This is a genomic window from Paenibacillus polysaccharolyticus (assembly GCF_900102085.1).
GTDB classification, from domain to species: domain Bacteria; phylum Bacillota; class Bacilli; order Paenibacillales; family Paenibacillaceae; genus Paenibacillus; species Paenibacillus polysaccharolyticus.
In genome coordinates this window covers 333,450-349,592 of the sequence record NZ_FMVM01000002.1, presented here as the reverse complement: position 1 = coordinate 349,592, position 16,143 = coordinate 333,450, and the positions used below count along the sequence as shown (strand labels likewise).

17 protein-coding genes are annotated in these 16,143 nt (G+C 42.2%); 4 read left to right on the top strand and 13 right to left on the bottom strand.

Features of this window, described 5'->3' with window-relative positions:
* Window positions 1-37: 37 nt before the first annotated feature.
* On the top strand, window positions 38-688 hold the full coding sequence (locus BLQ13_RS04040) for a CPBP family intramembrane glutamic endopeptidase (RefSeq protein WP_090916245.1): 651 nt from the start codon (window positions 38-40) through the stop codon (window positions 686-688).
* A gap of 88 nt (window positions 689-776) precedes the next feature.
* On the opposite strand, the gene BLQ13_RS04035 is transcribed toward BLQ13_RS04040, so the two are convergent.
* The 5 genes from BLQ13_RS04035 to BLQ13_RS04015 all read right to left on the bottom strand — a co-directional run bounded on the left by BLQ13_RS04035 (window position 777) and on the right by BLQ13_RS04015 (window position 6,832).
* Window positions 777-1,673 (bottom strand): alpha/beta fold hydrolase, encoded by an 897-nt coding sequence (locus BLQ13_RS04035; RefSeq protein ID WP_090916243.1) that lies wholly within the window; start codon window positions 1,671-1,673, stop codon window positions 777-779.
* 14 nt (window positions 1,674-1,687) lie between these two features.
* Entirely contained in the window at window positions 1,688-2,293 is a 606-nt protein-coding gene (locus BLQ13_RS04030) for a DUF2239 family protein (RefSeq protein WP_090916241.1), read from the bottom strand.
* Between the two features lie 188 nt (window positions 2,294-2,481).
* Window positions 2,482-4,410 carry an AraC family transcriptional regulator gene (locus BLQ13_RS04025; RefSeq protein WP_090916239.1) on the bottom strand — a complete coding sequence of 643 codons (1,929 nt, stop codon included), beginning with the start codon at window positions 4,408-4,410 and terminating at the stop codon, window positions 2,482-2,484.
* 340 nt (window positions 4,411-4,750) lie between these two features.
* Window positions 4,751-5,380 (bottom strand): sugar O-acetyltransferase, encoded by a 630-nt coding sequence (locus BLQ13_RS04020; RefSeq protein WP_090916237.1) that lies wholly within the window; start codon window positions 5,378-5,380, stop codon window positions 4,751-4,753.
* A 75-nt stretch (window positions 5,381-5,455) separates the two neighbouring features.
* Window positions 5,456-6,832 carry an MATE family efflux transporter gene (locus BLQ13_RS04015; protein ID WP_244159210.1) on the bottom strand — a complete coding sequence of 459 codons (1,377 nt, stop codon included), beginning with the start codon at window positions 6,830-6,832 and terminating at the stop codon, window positions 5,456-5,458.
* A gap of 119 nt (window positions 6,833-6,951) precedes the next feature.
* Here BLQ13_RS04015 and BLQ13_RS04010 point away from each other — a divergent pair, with 119 nt between their 5' ends.
* Complete coding sequence (locus BLQ13_RS04010; RefSeq protein WP_090916234.1) at window positions 6,952-7,839, top strand: AraC family transcriptional regulator; 888 nt, start codon at window positions 6,952-6,954, stop codon at window positions 7,837-7,839.
* Window positions 7,840-7,961: 122 nt separating this feature from the next.
* Window positions 7,962-8,675, top strand: coding sequence for a DUF421 domain-containing protein (locus tag BLQ13_RS04005; RefSeq protein WP_090916232.1), 714 nt, complete (start codon window positions 7,962-7,964; stop codon window positions 8,673-8,675).
* A 48-nt stretch (window positions 8,676-8,723) separates the two neighbouring features.
* Here the strand turns inward: BLQ13_RS04005 and BLQ13_RS04000 are convergent, their stop codons facing one another.
* Window positions 8,724-9,638 (bottom strand): LysR family transcriptional regulator, encoded by a 915-nt coding sequence (locus BLQ13_RS04000; RefSeq protein ID WP_167375630.1) that lies wholly within the window; start codon window positions 9,636-9,638, stop codon window positions 8,724-8,726.
* A 100-nt stretch (window positions 9,639-9,738) separates the two neighbouring features.
* Between BLQ13_RS04000 and BLQ13_RS03995 the strand changes: the two genes are divergently transcribed.
* On the top strand, window positions 9,739-10,623 hold the full coding sequence (locus tag BLQ13_RS03995) for an alpha/beta hydrolase (RefSeq protein WP_244159209.1): 885 nt from the start codon (window positions 9,739-9,741) through the stop codon (window positions 10,621-10,623).
* Between the two features lie 198 nt (window positions 10,624-10,821).
* On the opposite strand, the gene BLQ13_RS03990 is transcribed toward BLQ13_RS03995, so the two are convergent.
* The 7 genes from BLQ13_RS03990 to BLQ13_RS03965 all read right to left on the bottom strand — a co-directional run bounded on the left by BLQ13_RS03990 (window position 10,822) and on the right by BLQ13_RS03965 (window position 16,119).
* Window positions 10,822-12,207 carry an erythromycin esterase family protein gene (locus tag BLQ13_RS03990; RefSeq protein ID WP_090916227.1) on the bottom strand — a complete coding sequence of 462 codons (1,386 nt, stop codon included), beginning with the start codon at window positions 12,205-12,207 and terminating at the stop codon, window positions 10,822-10,824.
* Window positions 12,107-12,436 carry a hypothetical protein gene (locus tag BLQ13_RS28210; RefSeq protein ID WP_139168846.1) on the bottom strand — a complete coding sequence of 110 codons (330 nt, stop codon included), beginning with the start codon at window positions 12,434-12,436 and terminating at the stop codon, window positions 12,107-12,109. Before BLQ13_RS28210 ends, BLQ13_RS03990 begins: the two co-directional genes overlap by 101 nt.
* A gap of 83 nt (window positions 12,437-12,519) precedes the next feature.
* On the bottom strand, window positions 12,520-12,771 hold the full coding sequence (locus tag BLQ13_RS28650; RefSeq protein WP_090916224.1) for a hypothetical protein: 252 nt from the start codon (window positions 12,769-12,771) through the stop codon (window positions 12,520-12,522).
* The gene (locus BLQ13_RS03980; protein ID WP_090916222.1) at window positions 12,768-14,381 is read right to left on the bottom strand and encodes a xylulokinase; all 1,614 of its coding nucleotides are present in this window, start codon (window positions 14,379-14,381) and stop codon (window positions 12,768-12,770) included. Before BLQ13_RS03980 ends, BLQ13_RS28650 begins: the two co-directional genes overlap by 4 nt.
* Window positions 14,382-14,635: 254 nt before the next feature.
* Window positions 14,636-15,007: a DUF4180 domain-containing protein gene (locus tag BLQ13_RS03975; protein WP_090916220.1), complete on the bottom strand. Its 372-nt coding sequence runs from the start codon at window positions 15,005-15,007 to the stop codon at window positions 14,636-14,638.
* 66 nt (window positions 15,008-15,073) lie between these two features.
* Complete coding sequence (locus tag BLQ13_RS03970; RefSeq protein ID WP_090916218.1) at window positions 15,074-15,493, bottom strand: GNAT family N-acetyltransferase; 420 nt, start codon at window positions 15,491-15,493, stop codon at window positions 15,074-15,076.
* Window positions 15,494-15,537: 44 nt separating this feature from the next.
* Window positions 15,538-16,119, bottom strand: coding sequence for a TetR/AcrR family transcriptional regulator (locus tag BLQ13_RS03965; RefSeq protein ID WP_090916216.1), 582 nt, complete (start codon window positions 16,117-16,119; stop codon window positions 15,538-15,540).
* Window positions 16,120-16,143: the final 24 nt, after the last annotated feature.

The following is a 16,143-nucleotide window of genomic DNA, read 5'->3' as shown; positions in this document are numbered from 1 at the left end:
TCGTTTCTGAACCGTCTTAAGCCGTATTCTATGGCTTATGTTGCGCGAAGGCTTTGCAGATATTTCTCTGCGATTTGGCGGGATATTAACGTTAAAAACGCTTCCTTTTGTGCTACTATTTCCAGTAGTTGTCGGGTCGTTAGCTTATGGATTCGCCTGGATAACCGGCTTGGTCGACTACGTGCACACCAGTGGCTCTTTTATCTGGGCTCTGATGGGAATTGTTATTTATCAGATGTTTGCTGGTACATTGTTCGGTGTGATCAGCAGTGCCGGTGAAGAGCTGGGATGGAGAGGCTATATGCTTACCAGATTAATAACAGCAGGTGTGCCCAAACCGATTCTTACAAGCGGGTTGATCTGGGGAGCGTGGCATATTCCCGCCATTCTGTTAGGGAGTTATTATTCGGGACCATCACTCGGATTGTCAATTATCCTATTTTTGATTACGATCAGTTCATTTAACTTTGTCATCAGTCATCTTCGTTTAAGTACAGGTAGCATATGGCCAGCAATCCTCCTTCATGCTTCCTGGAACGCCGTGATTCAGGATTCATTTGATCTCTCCACAAGCGGAGAAAACGCCTATCTATGGACAGGGGAATCCGGCATATTGGTTGCTTTGGTGATGCTGTTTGCCGTCTGGGTGTTTTCCCAAAGATCACAGTTGATGCAGCATAAAATATAATTAAGTTTCGGACAACATGGGTTTACTGCGACTTATCACAAATAAAGATAATACAGTTTAAGCCGCTATTAAAGCGGCTTTTTACTCATCACGGGCGTGTACTGCGGGCTGCCCTCTCAATTCCATCAACAACGGTTTCAAACAGCTGCTGCGGCAAATCATGGCCCATACCTTCAAGTAACATCAATTCTGCACCGTTGATCGCTTCCGCCGTGTCTCTACCGCAAGCGGGAACAAACATCGGATCTTCCACACCGTGAATCACTAAGGCTGGGACCTTAACTTTTGCCAATCGCGCCCGCCGATCACCTGAAACCGCAATTGCAGCAATCTGTCGCCCAACACTTCCCGGATCATAAGCTCGCTGTATTTCCTCTCGAATGAGTGAACGATACGCGTCTTCCTCAAAAGGGTAACCTGTACCGGCAATACGTTTGGCAAAAGCTACGCTGTGAGCCAAATAACCCTCTTCATCCTCCATCGGATTCGGTGCTGGCCCAGTCATCAATGCCATGACTTCCGGGGATGTCGGTGGAAGTTCCGGGTTACCTGTAGTTGACATTAGTGAAGTAAGCGAGAGGACACGCTCGGGATATTGGCTGGCCATAAGCTGGGCAATCATACCGCCCATCGAACGACCAACAACATGTGCTTTTTTGATCCCCAAGGCATTTAACAATCCAATTGTATCGGCAGCCATATCATCAAGGGTATATGGAAGATCAGGAAGTTTTCCCGACATGAGTGTTTGGGCAAGTGATTCGAAATCTAATGTTGCATGATTGCTAAAATGGGTCGATAACCCCGTATCTCGATTATCAAAACGAATCACTCGAAATCCTCGTGCTGCTAACATCTCACAGAATGGAACCGTCCAACGAATCATCTGTGTGCCGAGCCCTGCAATTAATAGAATGGTTTCATTCTTTTCACTGCCATAACTGTCATAAGCAATATCAATATCGTTTACTTTTAACATATTCATTATGATGTTCTCCTCTATTCCTGCGTGAATGCATTACTGGACAAAGACTTAATATAATCTCTGATATCAGGTGTCCAATCTTTAATCGATTCGTAGAAGCGATCTTCATTTGCGGCATACAGTGCTCTCAAAGCCTCTTCGTATTGAGGGAAATCACCCGCCATTGCCGTCATGAAATGATACGTGTTTTCCTGTGCCACACGAACTTTATTTCCGTTCTCCCCAGCACGGCGAGCTTCATCAATCAGTTTACGCAGGGTTACCGAAGCACCTCCGGGTTGAGCTTTAAGCCAGTCCCATTGTCTAGGCAGCAAAGTAACTTCACCGGAAACTACCCCTAGTTTGGGACGGCCGGCTCTGCGAGCGGGTTGTTCATTTTCTTTCGTATCCTTTATTCGTCCCGGTTTACTATTAAGACGGTCTAGTACATCCTCTAAGCTTCCTCGAAAATCAATATCTATCGGTTTTCCAGTAGAATCGTCAAAAACAAGCAAATCAACAAGTGTATTCTCTTCCAAGTTTTCTTTTATGACTTTAACAACGTGTTGTAATGTTCCTTTGACGAAATGTTTTCTGCCTACAAAGGCAGTGCAGTTTATTTCGACAGGTGAATCCTGCATGTTAACCCTCCTTTAATGATCTTCTTAATGAATTATACCCGGGTAAAAACACAAAGTCAATATTACCCGGGTATAATTCGGTTCTTAATTTTTTTGCATGAAAAAACTCTCCTTACAGCAATAGGGATGACTTTTTCACCCAATTACTGTAGGAGAGCATATCGTATATATTTAGAAATTCAATACCGTTACCGAGTTGCTGCTTCAATGATCCAGTCGGTCAACTGGGTAATTTGTTTGTTCAATGCGATAGGATCGCGGTACCAGGATTGGTTCTCGGTCCATAGATATACTCGATTGTTGCGCATTGGTTCCAGCAAGCCCCAAATGGGATCAGCCTGTAACTCCTGTAAACTGGCCTCGGTTGTAAGAATCAGATAATCACCCGTATATTCTGGTAAATTCTCTAGCGAAAATTCAGAGTAGGATTCTTGCAGCATATTTTCTGGAATCGCCGCAGGCGGCTTCAATCCCATGATTTCATACATTAGCCTGCCGCCACGCCCGGACTTTGGACCAAAAAGGAACACGGTCCCATCGTACTCCTGCATAACCGATAGCGTTTTTCCTTCAGGAACCGATTGTTGAACTTTTTTTCGAATATCAGCAGTATCTTTCTCGAATTGTTCGTTCCATCTCTCCGCTTCATCCCGTCGATCCAGCAAGTCACCGAAATACAGCATTTCCTCCTGAATGGAGGCAAATTGATTGTAAGGAACGGAAACCGTAGGTGCGATTTTTTGATATTTTTCAACGACTTCAGACTGGCCGTTATGTGTAATGATCAAATCAGGTTGCAATTCTAGCAACTTTTCTACAGAGTCTCCTACATCTGTTACACCATCCAGCATTCCTTCAAGATATGGACTTGACATCAGGAACGATTCGCCAGCAATCGGTTTGACATCTAGCGCAAGTACAGTTCCGAGATACGATATTGCAGCTACGCGCTGCGGATGCTCGGGTACTTCGACATCGCCAAAAGCAGTTTTCACTATCTTGGTCTCTGAAGAAGGCGTAGATTCCAACTCCTGAGAGGTCGAGGTAGAATTAGTAGAAGCGTTAGCGTTACCCGTTGTACTCCCGCTATTTACTTGCCCGCCACAAGCGGTTACGATCATGGTTAAACATAACAGGAGCGCTGCATAGAAACTTTGATTAACTCTGGTCATTTTTTGCTCACCTTTCCATTGAAATTGATAATCAATATCACTTACTTGGAAATGATAACGTACTCTGTCGTTCAGAACAACGGATGATTTTGACGTATTCCTTGCATGATCTGAAACGGATTGGCCATATTGTTTGCGGAAATGTCCTGGTGTCATGCCGGTGTACTTTTTGAACATACGGCTGAAATACATAAGGTCGGGATATCCAACATGCGAAGCAATCTCCTGTTGAGTTGCCATTGTAACAGCTAACAGTGATTTTGCTTCTTCCATTCGGAAACGGATAACGTAATCCAGCGGACTTAGACCGGTCTGTTCTTTGCATTTTCTCGATATGTATTGCTGGCTGTAATTTAATTGTCTAGCAAGAGCTTCTAAGGAGAAAGAATGTCGGTAATTTCTGGACAGATGTCGGACGATCTGTTCTGATAAGGAAAGCTCGCCATCTCTGTGCACGCTTTCCTGCAGAACAGCATGGACAAAACGGATAAAGTCCCCCTTTGTCACAAGTCGGGTCAATCCGTCATCAGGTTTTAACCAATGTTCGCGCATTGTTTGAAGCAAATCCAGCATGACAAGAGGTTCTGCGGGAGAGAAACCCCAACATTCCTTAAACGGATCTGATTCCTGAATCATCATGTGGAATTCTCTTAAGGAGGAAGCGGGAAGAACTGCTTTGTACAGTACGATATACACGTTCAGATCTTCTCGGCTACGAACGGTTAATCGAGCTCCCTTACCGGCGTGTAATACATAAAACCGGTCACAGAGCCATACTTCATTGTCGACCCATAATTCACCTTGTCCTTGCATAACGAATATAAAAGCGCTAGCCGGCAAGCGGTATTGATGTAAATCATCATCAATGCCAGTCTGTTTTAGCCGTACATCCAACACGCGCACCATGACCTGATTCCAAATATGTATAAGTTTTTGAACGTCCATTAGATGATTTGTAATCCCCTCTTCTGTTCTAAAAGATAATCATTCTCAATTAGATTATATTTTAGAACACCATACAAAATAAGACGGATACTGTCAACAAGGCGTTTTCGAAATATACAGAGGTGTCTGTTGTAGTTGTATCACGTGTGCATGATTACTAACTAGATTCATTCTGCTGATCCTTATGGTAGGTATCTTCATTAAAATTATGCTTGAATTGTTTGTTCATTTTACTTGCCATCTTGTGTGTGTACTGTGAATGAACTATCGCTCTAATGACGAAAATCAGTATGATTCCTGCAATAAGACAATACAATATGTTCATTGGAAAAGTCCTTTCTTACCACTCTACTTGATCAAACCGCATATCTTTATAGTAGAATTCTTGATCATGATCCGTAATCTCTCGAAGAACCCTGCATGGATTTCCAACCGCGATTACGTTAGCCGGGATATCTTTGGTTACCACACTACCTGCTCCAATGACACTTCCTTTGCCAATCGTAACGCCTGGTAAAATAATGGCTCCACTTCCGATCCACGCCCCATCTTCAATCACGACAGGTAATGCAAACATTGCACCTTCCTTGCGTCTTTGTGGGTGAACAGGATGATTCGTTACCGCAATCGTAACATTCGGGCCGAACATGACATCATTGCCGATTGTGACTTTGTAGTCGTCAACTACAGTGAGATTGAAATTGATATACACGTTATCACCTACGGATGTATTTGTACCATAGGACATGCGAATAGGCGGCTCCAACCATACGTTCTCTCCCATGCTCCCAAAGAGCTGCTTCATTAGTATTTTCCGCATTTCCACATCATCCGGGTGCAGATTATTGATCTCGTAGCATAACGCTTTGCCTCGCTGGCGGGCATGAGCTAATTCGGCAGCCTCTTCCGGATAATTCGCATCATGATCTGTAAATAATTGTTTACTTGCCATACGCTGTTGAATATTCATTACACGTTCTCCTTTGATAAAAAGCTGATATTTATTAGAGTTAGTTGCATTTATCTATCTTTGACTAAAGTAGATTTATGCAAAGTTTCTAGTTAGGTTGTTGAGCCACTTCAATTGACGATATCGCATGAAAGCAATAGGTAATTTCAGAACTTCATCCAAGCTGATCACAAGGTATAAGAAAATGGGAGACACTTGCCAAACAAAAGCACATAAGTAACTAAGCGGGAGAATAACAAACCACATGACCACCGTATCACACCATAAACCGAATTTGGAGTCTCCACCAGCCGGAAATATGCCAGCTATCGTTGTAGCGTTAAACGATTTGGCGACACAATAATATGCACTAATGTAGAGCATACCATCCAGATAACTTTGGGCAATGGGGTTTAAATTCACCAAGGAATAAACTAAAGGTTTCGTTACCAGGATGGTACAGCCTGCAACGACTCCAAAAACGAAAGCATACATACACATGAGGTTGCCTGCATATTTGGCCTTGTCCATATCTCCTTGTCCTAGATACTTACCTACAAGTACAGAACCTCCGGCGGCAATGCCTCCACAGAGAACAATCGCCAAATTTTTCACGACAGACGCAATCGAGTTTGCTGCTACCATATCGGAGTTTACATGACCTATAATGGCAGCCGTAGCCGTAAGTGCTCCGCCCCATACGATATAATTGCCCTGTACTGGCAGTGTATATTGGAGAAAGTCTTTTAATAAATTCCCCTCAATGCGATCCCATACCGGTAAACGAAAACGAATGCTTCCTTTGGTCAAGGAGTGAATGATGCAACAGGCCAGTTCAATAAACCGGGCCAATACGGTGGCTAGAGCTACTGCAGCAATGGACAGTTCAGGCTGGGAGGGGAATAAAACAAATATACACAGTGCATTAAAGAGAATATTCAAGATCAAACATAGAGAACTAATCCAGGCGCCGATCTTGGCATTCTCCATACTTCTAATTACGCTGAGATACATTTGGGATAAACCCATCACAAGATAAGAAAACGAATTGAACTGTAGAAATCTGGAGCCGTATTGAATTAACTCAGGGTCGGTTGTAAATAAGCGCATAAGTGCCTCCGGAACAAATAAAGAGGTCATAAAAAATAAAATCGAGATACATAATGAGAACATGCAGGCAATACTAAGAATGCGCTGTATGGCAGGGGTATCCTTCTTCCCCCAATATTGTGCTGTGAGAATACTTGCCCCTGCCGACATCCCCATGTAAAACAAGGTTAATACAAAGGTGATTTGTCCTGCAAGGGACACGGCCGCCATGGCCGATTGACTTATCACCCCCAACATCATGACATCCACAGATATCACCGTTGCCGAGATCAGATTCTGCAAAGCAATCGGAACTACAAGTGTCATCAACTCCCTGTTAAACTCTCGCTTGCCCAATTCTCCAAGATGCATTGGTTTATTCACGAATATTCTGTCCCCTTTTGATTCGCCTTAATGTAAGAATAGGATATATACATTGTTGTTTCCATCAGAATTGGCTATAATTTTATCAATATCGTATGTTTTAGCTAAGGGGGATTAGGATGACCAATTTAGAGGTGTTCTCCGATTTGTCAGAACGTTTAAAATATAATTTTCCTGATCTCCCGCTTTATGTGAGAAAAGGAAATCTTCATCAATTTAACAACGAAGCAGCCGTTGCTCATTGGCATATCGATCTGGAGTTTATTTATGTATTGGAAGGCGCGATGGATTTTTCGGTGAATGGAAAGGTTACACGTTTGAATCCAGGGGAAGGTATTTTCGTGAATAGCCAGCGCTTGCACTTCGGCTACTCGCTTGCAGATCACAGCGATTGTGTATTCCTTGTGGTTGTCATTCATCCTTCAATCCTTGGTGAGAAGACGTCATTTTTACAATCTTATTGGGAGCAAAAATTCGGTCACATGATGACGGATTATATGTTTCTCACCAATCAAATTGATTGGCAGAAAAGCCTGTTACAGTCCATTCAGGAAATCTATTGGGAGATGTACACGGAACATCTTACCCCGAATCCTTTTCGCTTAGTGTCACAGGCCTTAGCTTTGTGTGCGGCTATTGGGGATCACTTGCAGTTTGTTTCCCGACAATCAGGCGTATTAACGCATGTGCAGGAGATGACAAGCTTTATTCATCAGAACTATGATCAAAAAATATCACTTGAAGACATTGCAACTGCCGGGGCGGTTTGCAGGAGTCGTTGCTGTACATTGTTTAATCAATATGTAGGCCAGACACCCAATAACTATGTGACGCAATATCGTCTTCAGAAGAGCTGTGAAATGTTAAAAGAAACACGAAGATCCGTAAGTGAAATTGCACTTGCATGCGGTTTCCAAAGTTCAAGTTATTTTTCATTCATTTTTCATAAACAGATGGGGGTAACGCCTCAACATTATCGGAAGCAAGTTATAAACCATACGTCGTAAACCGAATCGTGGTGTGAAATCCACAGCAATTCCTAGCGTTTATCCTCCTCTTCTATTGGAAATAGTGTATACAAAGCATTCGCAGACAACAGAAATCCAAATTAAAAGGAAGTTGAAACGAATTGGAATTAGCTAAAGATCTCCTTCTCGTTACAGGACGGATCGTAACCATTTTCCCCCTGCTTCTAGTGATGGGGCTTGTTATGGGAAGAAGGTCAATCGGGGAGTTGCCTGTATTTGATTTTCTCGTGGTACTTGCACTTGGAGCTGTAGTAGGTGCAGATATTGCAGACCCTGAGATAGAGCATATTCCTACAGGTTATGCCATTATTTTTATTGGACTTATGCAAAGAATCGTTTCTTTGCTGGTGATCAAATACAAAACATTCGGCAAATGGATTACATTTAAGCCGACCGTTGTCATATCGAATGGAAATTTAATTGTTTCCAATCTACATCAAGTCCGTTATTCCATTGATAACATCCTTCAAATGTTGCGTGAAAAAGATATATTTCATATGGAAGAGGTTGAGCTCGCGATACTGGAGGCAAACGGAAGATTGACGGTTCACAAAAGCCCATTAAAGGCTAGTGTGACCGTCGAAGATTTAGGATTAACGAAGACAGACCAAAGCATCGCTTATCCGTTGATTCTTGAGGGCAACGTCTCAAAACGTGTATTGGAATATGTCAACAAGGATGAAGCTTGGCTAGATGAACAACTTATTGCTCGGGGACTCCAGAGTGAGGACATCTTTTACGCATCAATCGACGAGAATTTGAAATTGCATATTTCACAGCCCACGCTTGATACAATCCCTCCAATTGAGCACTGAAGGCATATTGATTGTGTTTCCTAATGAATTCCTCTGGCTCGCGATGGATTAATCCAACGAAGAGCCTTTTGTGTTTTGCACGAGATTTGTCAGCTTGGTTGTAAATTCTCCCACCATTTTAGAAATCGGTTCATCTGTTCGTGTGATTCTGCCTAGAACGGCTTTCTCTGCGCTGAATTGTTGCAAAGGAACCGTAACTAATTGTTCCAGATAGATCGAAGATACCGCATTTAATATAAAATCGGGAGCGATCGTGATGGCATTCCCATAAACAATCATTTGACATAATGCATCCATATTATTGGTGATCAAGGCGATACGGTTGGTATGATTGGCGGACATTAATGTGTGTGCGATTGTTTCGATCTGTTCGTCTTTATATAGGACAAATACTTCATTATGTAAGTCTTCAGGCGATATCGTTTTAAAAAAACGTAAAGGTGAACGGGTGTTCATGATCAATACTGCGTCACCTTCAACAATTGGGACCCAATCAAATAAAGTGTTCCGTTGGCTTTTTGGGTACGATAGCAAACCCATATTGGCATGACCCTCTTGAACGTCCTTCATTACCTTCTGCGTATCCCCCTCGATCATCTGGACTCTAAGTGTCGGATAGGTTTTCATCAATTCCAGCATCGTCTGCACCACTTGAGGAACAAAACCCGGAATGCTGGAGATGGTAATACTCTCTAAGGATTCTTCTTTTAGAGTAAGCAATGCACCTTGCATATGTTCAATATTTTTGAGAAAGGCTGCCGCATGCTGGAGAATCAATTCCCCTTCTGCTGTTGGAAAGACCCCCCTTTTTGTTCGGTGAAAAATAACGGTATTCAGCTCTTCTTCCAATTGTTTGATCGACTGACTAATGGTTGGTACGGTAAGATGATGCACATTTGCAGCTTTCGTAAATGAACCCCATTGTGCAGCGGAAATCAAATATTGCAACTGTGAAATATTCATGTTCATCCCTCTTATCCTTAAATATATATTTATGATACTAAATTATATTTAAATATCTTTTATGTTTAAAATCAAGTATTCTCATTACAGGAGGTCGATTATGATGCGGAGTATACGAAGTTTTCTTGTAGAAGTATTGCTAAGAATCACGAAAAAAAAGCTGGACGTAAATGAATTTATGGAGAAACGCAGTCAAATCAATAGCGAATCCTATCAGGTCCCTGCTAAACTTAAACAGAAGTACAATATCACTAAAGACGGTAACCTGCCTTTGGATACGTATATACTAAAATCCAATTCTCGTTCCGACGAACGAATTGTGTTGTATTTGCCTGGCGGAGGATATGTTGAGCAACCACTAACTTGGCACTGGCATTTCTTACACAACTTAAGGGAGCAATTGAATTGCACGGTTTTCGTGCCAATCTACCCGAAAGCTCCGGACAATCAATATACGGCTGCAATAGAAAGTGTCCTTAAGGTGTACCAGCATATATTAAAAATAGCGAAACCTGAAAATATGGTCATCATGGGCGATTCTGCCGGAGGTGGTCTCTCTTTAGCCTTTGCACAATATTTATTAGAGCAAGAATTGCCACAGCCTAAAGACATTATTCTACTCTCTCCGTGGCTTGATATCACCTTAAATAACCCTCAAGTCCTTGCCATGATTGATAAAGAGCCGATGTTGAATTGGGACATGCTGGTTGAAGCTGGAAAGAGGTACGCTGGTGAAACCCCGCGAACTCATTATTTAGTTAGTCCTATTCATGGAGAGATTAAAAATCTGGGCAAGATTTCTCTGTTTATTGGTACACATGAATTTTTCCTTCCGGATGCTCGAAAATTCAGAGAAAAAGCTGCCCGTCAGTCGGTTGACATAAACTATTTTGAGTATCCAAAAATGAATCATGTCTTCCCGGTATTTCCTATACCTGAAGCGAAAAAGGCGCTTAAACAGATTGTAGACATTATTCAAAGATAAGCAGAAGTATCAATAACTTTCCGGAAAAAGATATTTTGAAAAATGACATTGTAAAAAAGTCTAATCTAAACCAAAATTAAAAAAGCCGCTCAATAGCGGCTTTTTTAAACGTCCTGAGCACTTTCCTCCACTTGCTCGGCTCGTTTAGTTCGTTAGGTATCCTTAGATTTTTTGCAAAAATTAGATTTTGTGCTAATTCTACTTTGTTGAAGGATGAATGTCGCGGATCAACAAGATTCCATCGTACTGATCACGAGGGATCATCTTTTCATCCAATACGCCCCACGCCTTGGCTATGCGAGGTGTGAACAGCCATTCCGTCGCTGAGCTTAATGCTTGGTCTCTCAGATCTATAAATCGGGCTGCCTCCATTTCCGTTCCTAGAATATCTTCCAGGCTACCCTTATCATGAGATTGAACCTGTTCCTCTTCGCCATTATTTTTGGATGAGCTTCCTTGGTAAGCAAATAAACCGATTACATAATTAGCTTGTTTCAGTGAATAAGGCAGAAGCTCCCCCATGGTGGGATATGGATTCTCGTCAAAATCATAACCGTTATGCTCTGTGATCATCGTAGAATTGTGTTTACGAATGTGATAGTTATGTCCCCATACGATCATTTTTTCATTGGGATATACCGTTTTGGCAAGCCAAGTCAGGTTATAGGCCATAACGCGATCACGTTCATAACTCGCCATTTGTAACTGCTTCTCAGGGTCAATTCCAGCAAACATGTTTATGATGTGCGGATGATAGCTATCCAGCATATCCAAACGGTTTTGCAATACACGTTCAATTAAGGGCACCAATTCGGATTGTTTGGGCTGTGCTTGATGTAATTCATCTTGATTTTCGCTTACGAATTGTTGAAGAGCTAGATATTTTTCTTTGATCTTCTTTTTTTGCTTGTTGAATTCATCCATGTCGGTAATCGTGTTCATTTTCAAATACCATTGTTCCGTTTGAGCAAAACCGCTCGCTTTACTTGGATCGACTTGGGCGAACCAATCTTTGATGAAAGTAATGAAAGATTCCTTTGGGCCTTGAGCGTCAAATCCGGTTAAAATCAATGGATGATCGGTCTTGCTCTGCGCTGCAATGTATTCAAACAAAGGCAAGTTTTCTTTAACCTGCCACACACCAAAAATAGAATTTTTCATCAATTGTTCCGGCGTCGTCTGATGTACCTGTGAATACGCAGTAGCTGTATCCGAAAGATTAGACTCGAATGCGATGACGTTAAATCCTAATTCCTCATGCAAGAATTGAACTAACCGCACTTTCATCGAATTGTACTCAGAGGCACCATGCGAAGCTTCGCCCAAGCTAACGATTTGTTTATCTGCTAGAACAGACTTCAGAAACTTCAAATCATTGTATTCATCCTCTTTTTCCAGTTTGACCGATGTGATCGTTTTGGCATTTGTACGAACGTGTTCTTTCCAGATTAGATCAGGAGACATAAGGCTCTCTTGTCCCGCTTTAGAAGAACCTGCCATATACGCCGATGCATTCACAGACACCATACTTAAGCTGCAGATTACTGCTGTGGATAATAAAACCTTTTTGTACCATGGATTCATTAGGCTGACACTCCTTATCGTTGTAGTCAGCCTCACACAGAAACCACGTCTGCTCGTTAGGTGTCATACATTCGTTGACCACACGCAAAAACGCTGTATACTCCGCGGGAATATCCGTGTATCTAGTGAGTAAACGAGGATCTAGATGGAGGTCACGTTCGGATTTAAGAGTTACAATCCATCCGTTTGACTCAGCCCAAGTCACAAATTCCAGAATCGTTTTATTCATAACGTACATCGCCCCTATCTTACAAGATTTTCCTCCAGAACGTTTGAGCATAGTCTAGTCCATCTGAAAAATAAGAGCTATAGTCAACCTTCATCCTTAAAATGGAAATGTTCGTGATGGATTGAATCCATTCCTGCCAGCTTCCCCGTTTTTTTGTGGTAAAACGCAAAGTTATGATTCAGCGGCATTCGCAGCAATTGATAATTGTGATCTCGGGGTAAAGTGTCGATTTCTTTCACGGCCTCTTCCCTCGTGCTGTACATGCCAATAGGAAAAAAGTTAGGAAAGTGTGCAGAGGCATCTACTGCGAATATTCCCCAAACGAATTCAGTCAATGGATTTCATCTCTTTTCTGTAAATGATCGCCTGCTGCTTGCTCAATGGCTATTCCTTTCGTGTACCTTTCCATAAAGCGGTTGAACCCGTTCACATCAGAAATGTCCGGATCAATCTTCAGGGCTTCGATGTCTTTGAATACTTTCAGATGGAGGTAATCTGTCAAACTTTCGTTTTTCTCCTTACAAACCATATAGGAAGCTAATATGGCTATACCCCATGCACCACCCTCACCAGCAGTCGGCATGACAGATACGGGAACGTTAAGTGCAACTGCACACATTTTCTGGCCAACGAAGGGCGTCTTGAATAGTCCGCCATGTGCCAAGATCTGGTCAACCTTTATTTTCTCCTTCTGCGTTAAAATGTTCATTCCGATCCTTAATGTGCCAAACGCACTGAACAGATGTGTCCTCATAAAATTAGCGAGTGTAAAGCGGCTCTCTGGAGAACGAACAAATAACGGACGCCCCTGAGTCATACCGGTAATTTTTTCTCCCGAATAGTAACCATAACTTAGCAAACCGCCGCCATCCGGGTCTGCTTCGAGGGCTTTATTAAACAGAACATGGAACAAGTGACTGGCGTCAGCTTTATATCCTAATGCTTCATAAAACTCATGAAAAATTCTGATCCATGCATTGATATCACTAGTGCAATTGTTGGCAAGAACCATACCAACAGGACTTCCATCCGGTGTAGTCACAATGTCAATCTCGGGATACACCCCTATATCTTTATCCAGAACAATCATAGCAAAAATAGATGTTCCTGCGGATAGACTGCCGCTACTTGTATGGATACTATTCGTAGCTACCATGCCTGTTCCTGCATCCCCTTCCGGAGGGCAGAACGGAATGCCTGCTTGTAGATCGCCAGACGGGTCGATGAGACGTGCACCGGCTTCATGAAGATAGCCTGCATGTTCACCAGCCGAATATACAGAAGGTAGAAGATCTTCCAGTTTCCATGGATATTCTTTATGACTAATCCATTCGTTAAACTGCCTGATCATCCCTTCATTGTATCCTCGTGTCGCCCTATTGATCGGAAACATGCCGGAAGCATCCCCTACACCGATGGCTTTATTCCCTGTTAGAAGAAAGTGCATGTAACCCGACAACGTTGTTATATAGTTAATGTTCCTTACATGCTCTTCATCGTTTAAGATCGCCTGGTACAGGTGCGCAATACTCCAGCGCTCCGGAATTTTGTACCGGAATTCCCGGGTTAACAACATTGCTGCTGTACTTGTTGTGAGATTACGCCAAGTCCGAAAGGGAACTAACAGTTCTCCCGCGCTATCCAAAACAAGATAACCCTGCATCATGCCGGATAGACCGATGGAGCCTATGCTGTTCAGCATCACTCCATAATTGTTCATAACCTGCTGCTTCAGTTGAGCATAAACTTCTTGCAACCCTTGAACCATCTTATGGGGATGATAGGTCCAGTAATGATTATTCCACTGATTTTCCCATTCATAGCTACTGGAAGCAATGATTTCATGCGTGTTATTGATCAGAACAGCTTTGATCCGTGTTGATCCAAATTCAATACCAAGCGAGGTATTTCCGCTGAGGATCGCTCGTTTAAGATGTTGATCCATTATAAGCTTTGCACCACCTTTTACTTGAACTTGGTGAGATAATAACATGTTTACGAAACTTTGTATATTGGATAAACTAAGTTGATTTTATAAAATGTAAAAAAGACACACTTGATTCTCACCTGCCTGAAATGGATGTATAACCACATTTTCTGCATGCAAATGAAAATAAGATATGTCTTTCAATCATGCGATTATTTTTAATCGAAGGAACACTCATACTTTATTTTGACCACACAGTCGATCTGTTGGCTCTATGCTTTCAAGCTGCTTAATTTCTCAATAGCCTGATGTTCGTCTGACACAAAGAATATATCATTACCATTATTACTCTCGTAGATAAAGTCTTTCAGACTTTTGCTGGTATAGCCTGAGTAATCGCCAATAATCGCAATTTTGGTCTGATAATTAATGAATTTTTGCAGTACTTCACCAGCCAGACGTGTTTTCAGATCAAAGAACGCTTCACTAACTTCCGATTTATTAACGATGATCAGGTTGGAGTCCAATTCATATCTAACGGTTGCCATTAAGTCCAAGGCCGATTGCACATCCGAGATTAGTGTTTCGTTATTCGTGACGTAAGCTATGGATACTCCGTTTTTGTTTATTTGTTGAATGTTCATGTCTTCTGATCCCTCATCTCATATTTGTAACTAAGTATCAAAAATCATCTAAATATACTTTAGAGTCTATTCATATACAAGCACCCAGTATTTCGCTCCTGGTTCACCCTCTTCAATAACGGTCTTCCAGCCCTGCTTTTTATAGAACGACAGCGCCTTATGATTGTCTGAAACACACTTTAACGTGACGGGTGTCCCTAATCTGGCTATCGATTGCTGGAGTAACTGTTTACCTGCACCTTTCCCGGCCGCTTTCGGGTGTACGAACAAATTATGAACAAAACGGTCAGGCACATATAGTGAAGCAAATCCAAGGATTTGATCCCCTGCTTCTGCCACAAGGATCTCTTCTTCCGATGTATCCCGGTCAAAGTCTTCAAGAGTCATCTCATCGGCATTAGCCCAGTGGAAGCTCTCCCGCCGGGAATGCAAATAAATTTCTCTCAATTGTGCATAATCTGAAGTTCTCGCTTCTCTAATGATCATTCGATCAATCCCCCATTCATCTGACTCATCAATTCATTTGGATGTTACTTGGAGCCAGTGTTCACCGTTTGTTTGGCCTGTGTACGGCCCGCTTGTAACAAATCATCACTGAACTTTGAATCACTGACTGCACGTGCCAAAGCAACGGTTCCTACCATACTGCTCACTAGCGCATAACCGGCAGAAGTATCTATTTCAGCCAACTCTGTAATAAACGTAATAAAACGCTGTAACTCTCGTGTATAAGCCTGCCGTATTTCCTCCGATAGCTGAGAAATTTCACCTGACAGTGCAGGTAGGATACAACCGACTTCCGTTTGATCTCGATGCAAGGAGCCTAAATAAAAATCAATGACAGCCTCAATTGCAGACTGATCTTCATTTTTGTTTTTATCAGCAACTTTTTGTAGCATCTCCATAGTGTCACTAATAGCAAAATGACAGGTCTCCTTCACAAGCTGATCTTTGTTTTCAAAATGAGAGTAAAATCCCCCGTGTGTCAGTCCGGCACCTTTCATAATATGTGGAAGACTTATATTTCGAACGCCGTGGGTTCGAAATGCTTTAGCCGCACTAGTAATGATATGGTTGCGAACTTTGAGTTTGTGCCCTTTCGGATAAGGCATCGTGCTTCCTCTCCTTTTTGCCTA